Below are 5,531 nucleotides of genomic sequence, written 5' to 3'. Positions count from 1 at the left end.
GCCCTTGACGACCACGGTGCGCGACGGCGAGGACGCCTCGCGCTCGACCTGCGGCGCGATGCTGGCCCCCAGCGGCTCGACGAAGCAGATGGCGTGCTTGAGGTCGGCGCTCATCCGCACCTCGGAGATCGTCACCGAGACGCCCTGCAGAGCCGGATCGACCAGGTCTTCTTCGCGCAGGATCTCCACCAGGGCGTGGCGGATCAGCTCGCCGGCGCGCAGTTGGCGCTGCGACGGACCCACGGGTCCGGCCTTCTTGTTTTCGGAATGGCGCTTCATGGCGCGGTCGCCTCGATGCCCGGCCGGCGGATCGAACGCCGGGTCGCGGGGAGAAATAGGAGGCGGGGTGTCTAGGCGCGTGAGGGCGAAAAGTCCAGCGCGACAGTGACCTAAGCCCCCGTCCGTTCTCTGAAGAAGTCCAGCACCCGCCGGTGAACCTTCATCGTCTCGCCGTCCGGGTCGGCGCGGTTCAGGTGCAGGGTCAGCACCGAATGCGGGTCGCGACCTGTGCCCTTGAGCGCCGACGCGTCGGGCAGGACGTGCAGTTCGGCGCGCTTGCCCAGCTCGCGCTCCAGGGTCTGGAACCGGGCGCAGGGCACGAGGGCGTCGCCTTCGAAGCGCAGGGCCAGCAACGACAGGTCCTCGGCCTCCATCCGCGCCTTGGCGGTCGCCAGTTCGGCCGGCGAACAGTCCAGGGCCGCCGCCCGCTTCTTGCCCAGCGGCAGCGAGGGCTGGGACAGCACCGGCGCCACGACCGACGGCTCGGTCATCATCGCCAGGGCGAAGCCGCCCGTGAAGCACATGCCCACCGCCCCGACGCCCTTGCCGCCGCACTCGGCGTGAGCCTTGCGCGCCAGGGCCCGCAGCCAGTCGACGATCGGGCTGGAGCGGTCGCCCGCCCAGGCGGTGAACTCGCGGCGCACGCACAGAGTCTTGGCGATCACGCCGATCGCGTAGCCCGTCGAGACCGGTCGTCCCGGTTCGCCGAACAGGCTGGGGCAGAACACCGTCATGCCCTCGGCCGCCACGTCGCGGGCGAAGTCCAGCACGGCGGGATGCAGGCCGGGGATCTCGTGGATGACGATGACCGCCGGTCCGGATCCGATCCGGTAGACCGGCCGCGTCCACCCGCCGTCGGTGAATTCGAACTTCGTGAAGCCCGCCAGCGCATCGCCCATGCCCGCCCCCTGCCCTGTTTTAGCGAGCATGCATGAAAGCGACATCCGGCGTCACCTCTTCCGTCGCTCAGGTTGCGCCGGCGAAGGCGGCGGCCTATCCCTCAAGCTCGAGCTTAAGGGGCGGCGAATGATCTTCTGGTGGACCGGTCGGGGCTATCTGGCCCTGTTGAGCCTGATCGGCGTGTTCGCCCTGTTCGGGGCGCTGCTGACCCTGGCGTTCGGCGAGCAGATCTTCGACACCGCGCCCTGGCTGTGGGCAATCGGCGCGGTGATCGCGGCCGTGGTCAATTGGGTGGTGGGCTGCCGTGTCAATCGCCGGCCGGTGAAGGTGCCGCGCCCCGGTCTCTGGAAGAACCGCCTGACCTACCGCCCGCCCAACCGCTTCATGGGGTTGCCGCTCGAGGTGTGGTCCGCCCCGATGATGCTGCTGGCCCTGATCATGCTGGTCCGCGGCCTGCTGCCCGCCTAGCCAGGCCCGTTGCCGCCGGTCCAGTCCTCCATCGGGTCGGGACGGTTGCCGCCCGGCAGCTTCCATTCGCCCCGGTACGAGAAGTCCAGCGTGCCGCACAGCCGGGTGGGGCCGCCCTTGGGGTCGTCGCCGAACGCCTGGACCCGCAGGTCGTGATAGACGGCCAGGCGGCTGAAGCTCAGCCACAGGCGCTTGGCCCCGGGGCAGAAAGCCCGGATGTAGATCTTGCCTTGCTCGAACTTGGGATCGATCTCGTACAGCGCCGCGTCGGCGTCGACGCCGCTCATCGCCTTCAGCCCGCCTGGGCCGAGATCCTTCTCGCGGCCGTCGATCAAGCGGCCCTGCACCGGCACGCCGGTGGCCAGCACCTTCACGACCTTGGTTCCCGTCAGCTTCTTGTCGAACAGCACGGTCAGGCCCGCGCCCGTCAACCGCTTGGCGTCCTGCGAGATCGGGTCATAGGAGTACATCTTGCGCTCGGCATGAGCCGCGCCGGCCGTCAGGCAGGCCACGGCCAGCCCCAGCGCGACCTTCAGGCTCGTCTTGCGAGCGGTCCCCGACACCCCTGGCCTCACAGCTTCAGACGCAGCTTCGCCGTTTCGGGATCGAAGCCGGACAGCCGCCATGTGYCGCCCTCCAGGGTGAAGGTCAGCAGGCAGGGGCCGTCCTTGCTCTTTGCCGCGCAGACCTGGTCGGAGCCGATGTAGCGCAGGCCGGCGGCGATGCTGATGCGGTCGGGGATCGGCTTGTCGGGCGTGTAGCCGTAATAGTTGGCCGCGTAGCGGAAGGTCTCGGGCCGGACCAGGGCTTCGCCGGCGATGTCGGCGGCCGGGCCGGCCAGGGCGATGACCGCCGCCTGCCAGCCGCCGCCCATGTTGGCGTCGCGCGCCTTGCGCACCAGCTGGCTTTCGATCTCGGCCTTCAGGGCCGGACGATCGACGCGGGCGTCGAAGGCGGCGTGGTCGTTGTTGCGGATCGCCACCAGCAGGGCGTGGACGTCGCCGGCCGCGTCGTAGCGGGTGGCCGTGGCGCAGGCCGACAACGAGACGGCGGCGAGGCTCAGGGTCAGGAGGGTCCGGATGCGCATCGTCTACGGTTAGGCCTGAAATCGGGCGATTTCCAGTCCGGCCGACTCGGCGGGCCGCCTCTCCCGCAAAGGGGAGCAGGAAAAAAGGGCGCGAACCTCGCGGTTCGCGCCCTTCTGTCTCTCAAAACTCCAGCGGACCTTAGTCGAGCTGGCGCTTGATCTCTTCGACGGTGAAGCACTCGATGGTGTCGCCGACCTTGATGTCCTGGAAGCCCGCGAACATCATGCCGCACTCTTGACCCGACGGGACCTCGTTGACCTCGTCCTTGAAGCGCTTGAGCGTCGCCAGGGTGCCCAGTTCCAGAACGACGATGTCGTTGCGGATGATCCGGACCTTGGCGCCCTTGCGGACCACGCCCTCGGTGACCTTACAGCCGGCGATCTTGCCGACCTTGGAGATGTCGAAGGCCTGAAGGACTTCGGCGTTGCCGAGGAAGGTTTCGCGCTGGATCGGGGCCAGCATGCCCGAGAGCACGCCTTTGATGTCGTCCAGCAGGTCGTAGATGATCGCGTAGTAGCGGATCTCGACGCCTTCGCGCTCGGCCAGCGCCCGCGCCTGGGCCGAGGCCCGGACGTTGAAGCCGATGAGCGGCGCGCCGGCGCCCTTGGCCAGCATGACGTCGCTTTCGCTGATCGCCCCGGCGCCCGACAGGATGATCCGCGCGCGGACCTCGTCGGTCGACATGGCGTCCAGCGACCCAATGATCGCTTCGGCCGAGCCCTGCACGTCGGCTTTGATGACCAGCGGCAGTTCGCGGTACTTCTTGTCCTGCAGCTTGGCCATCATGTCGGCCATGCTGGTGGCGCCCGCGCCGACCGGATGCATCGACTTCTCGCGCTTGAGACGGATGCGGTATTCGGTCAGTTCGCGAGCCCGGGCCTCGTTCTCGACGACCGCGAAGGGGTCGCCAGGCGAAGGCACGCCGTCCAGGCCGAGGATCTCGACCGGGGTGGCGGGACCGGCTTCGGTCAGTTGCTCGTTACGCTCGTTCAGCAGGGCGCGAACCCGGCCGAACTGGCTGCCGGCCACGACGATGTCGCCGCGCTTCAGCGTGCCGCGCTTGACCAGCACGGTCGAAACCGCGCCGCGACCCTTGTCCAGCTTGGCCTCGATCACGACGCCGTCGGCGATGCGGTCGGGGTTGGCCTTCAGGTCCAGAACTTCGGCCTGCAGCAGGATGCGTTCGATCAGCTCGTCCAGGCCCTGGCCGGTCTTGGCCGAGACTTCGACGATCTGGGTGTCGCCACCCAGGCTTTCGACCACGATCTCGTGTTGCAGCAGCTCGTTGACGACCCGCGTGGGATCGGCGCCGGGCTTGTCCATCTTGTTGACGGCCACGATGATCGGCACTTCCGCGGCGCGGGCGTGCTTGATGGCCTCGATGGTCTGCGGCATGACGCCGTCGTCGCCGGCCACCACCAGGATCACCAGGTCGGTGATGTTGGCGCCGCGAGCCCGCATTTGCGAGAAGGCCGCGTGACCCGGGGTGTCGAGGAAGGTGACCTTCTGGCCATTTTCCAGACGCACCTGATAGGCGCCGATGTGCTGGGTGATGCCGCCGTGCTCGCCGCCGGCCACATCGGCCTTGCGCAGCGCGTCCAGCAGACTGGTCTTGCCGTGGTCGACGTGACCCATGACGGTGACGACCGGGGGCCGGGGCTCCAGGTGATCGTCGATGTCCTCGGCGCCGATGAAGCCTTCTTCGACGTCGGCTTCCGACACGCGACGGACGGTGTGACCGAATTCGGTCGCCACCAGCTCGGCGGTGTCGTTGTCGATGACGTCGTTGATCTTCAGCATCACGCCCTGACGCATCAGGAACTTGATGATCTCGACGCCGCGCACGGCCATCCGGTTGGACAGCTCCTGCACGGTGATGACGTCGGGAATGACGACTTCGCGGCTGACCTTGACCACGTCGGCGGGGCCGCCGCGGCGCTTTTCCTTCTCGCGTTCACGGGCCCGGCGAACCGAGGCCAGCGAGCGCATGCGGTCGGCGGAATCTCCGTCGCCGGCCACGGTCTGGATGGTCAGGCGGCCTTCGCGGCGAACCGGAGCGCCCTTGGCGCGGCTGACAGCCTTGCCGGGGGCCGCGGCCTTGCGGCGATCATCGTCCTCCTCGGGCTTGCGACCGACGTCGCCGCCGGGGCGGGGCGCCGAGCGCGTGGCGCGCTGGATTTCGGGGGTGGCCGGAGCCGAGGCCGGAACGCCGGGACGGGCGCCGCGCGGACCGCCGGGACCCGGACGAGCGCCAGGCGCCGGGCGCGGGGCCAGGGCCGAATAGCGGACGGTCTGGGTCGGGCGGTCGCCTTGCGGACGGTCGCCCTGGGGACGATCGCCTTGCGGGCGGTCACCCGGCGGACGYTCGCTGCGGAAGCCGCCCGCGCCCTCGGGGCGGGGACCACGCGGCGGACCGCCGGCGTCGGGACGCGGGGTGCGCTGGTTGTACGGGCCATCCTGGCGCGGAGCGCGCTGGTTGAACGACGGACGGTCGCCCTGGGGACGATCGCCTTGCGGACGATCACCCTGCGGGGCGCCCGGACCCGGACGGTAGGTGGTGGTCGACGAACGGTCGTCGCGACGGTCGCGGCTGGGCTCGTAGGTGCGGGTCTGACCAGCGGACGGCGCCGCCGGACGGGGCGCATCGCTACGGGGCGCGTCGCTGCGAACCGGAGCGGCGGGGCGCGGGGCCTCGGCGCGCGGCGCGGCGGGAGCCGAAGCAGCAGCGGTGGTCGGGGCAGCCGGAGCGACGGGAGCCGTCGCCACGGGGGCGGTCGGGGCCGGAGCGGCGGGCGC

6 protein-coding genes are annotated in these 5,531 nt (G+C 69.8%); 1 reads left to right on the top strand and 5 read right to left on the bottom strand.

Annotation, left to right across the window (positions count from 1 at the left end):
• Both AC1DZ6_RS17775 and AC1DZ6_RS17770 read right to left on the bottom strand, forming a co-directional pair.
• On the bottom strand, positions 1-279 hold a 279-nt coding region (locus AC1DZ6_RS17775), incomplete at its 3' end, for a ribosome-binding factor A (RefSeq protein WP_477098472.1).
• 110 nt (positions 280-389) lie between these two features.
• Positions 390-1,178 (bottom strand): dienelactone hydrolase family protein, encoded by a 789-nt coding sequence (locus AC1DZ6_RS17770; RefSeq protein WP_477098471.1) that lies wholly within the window; start codon positions 1,176-1,178, stop codon positions 390-392.
• 127 nt (positions 1,179-1,305) lie between these two features.
• Between AC1DZ6_RS17770 and AC1DZ6_RS17765 the strand changes: the two genes are divergently transcribed.
• Positions 1,306-1,647: a hypothetical protein gene (locus tag AC1DZ6_RS17765; protein WP_477098470.1), complete on the top strand. Its 342-nt coding sequence runs from the start codon at positions 1,306-1,308 to the stop codon at positions 1,645-1,647.
• On the opposite strand, the gene AC1DZ6_RS17760 is transcribed toward AC1DZ6_RS17765, so the two are convergent.
• The 3 genes from AC1DZ6_RS17760 to infB form a co-directional block, all read right to left on the bottom strand.
• A complete protein-coding gene (locus AC1DZ6_RS17760; protein ID WP_477098473.1) occupies positions 1,644-2,117 on the bottom strand; it encodes a hypothetical protein in 474 nt (157 codons plus the stop codon). The two genes, AC1DZ6_RS17765 and AC1DZ6_RS17760, sit on opposite strands and share 4 nt — an antisense overlap.
• A gap of 101 nt (positions 2,118-2,218) precedes the next feature.
• Positions 2,219-2,734 carry a DUF2939 domain-containing protein gene (locus tag AC1DZ6_RS17755; RefSeq protein WP_477098469.1) on the bottom strand — a complete coding sequence of 172 codons (516 nt, stop codon included), beginning with the start codon at positions 2,732-2,734 and terminating at the stop codon, positions 2,219-2,221.
• A 139-nt stretch (positions 2,735-2,873) separates the two neighbouring features.
• Positions 2,874-5,531 (bottom strand): translation initiation factor IF-2 (gene infB, locus AC1DZ6_RS17750; RefSeq protein ID WP_477098468.1); only part of this gene is annotated, 2,658 nt, incomplete at its 5' end.

This window comes from Caulobacter sp. P1_B12_2 (assembly GCF_056406675.1).
This window is presented reverse-complemented; position numbering and strand designations above follow the sequence as displayed.

Coding starts and splice junctions, on each gene's coding strand:
- AC1DZ6_RS17770 (WP_477098471.1), bottom strand. CDS start 1,178: ATGGGCGATGCGCTGGCGGGCTTCACGAAGTTCGAATTCACCGACGGC.
- AC1DZ6_RS17760 (WP_477098473.1), bottom strand. CDS start 2,117: ATGTACTCCTATGACCCGATCTCGCAGGACGCCAAGCGGTTGACGGGC.
- AC1DZ6_RS17765 (WP_477098470.1), top strand. CDS start 1,306: ATGATCTTCTGGTGGACCGGTCGGGGCTATCTGGCCCTGTTGAGCCTG.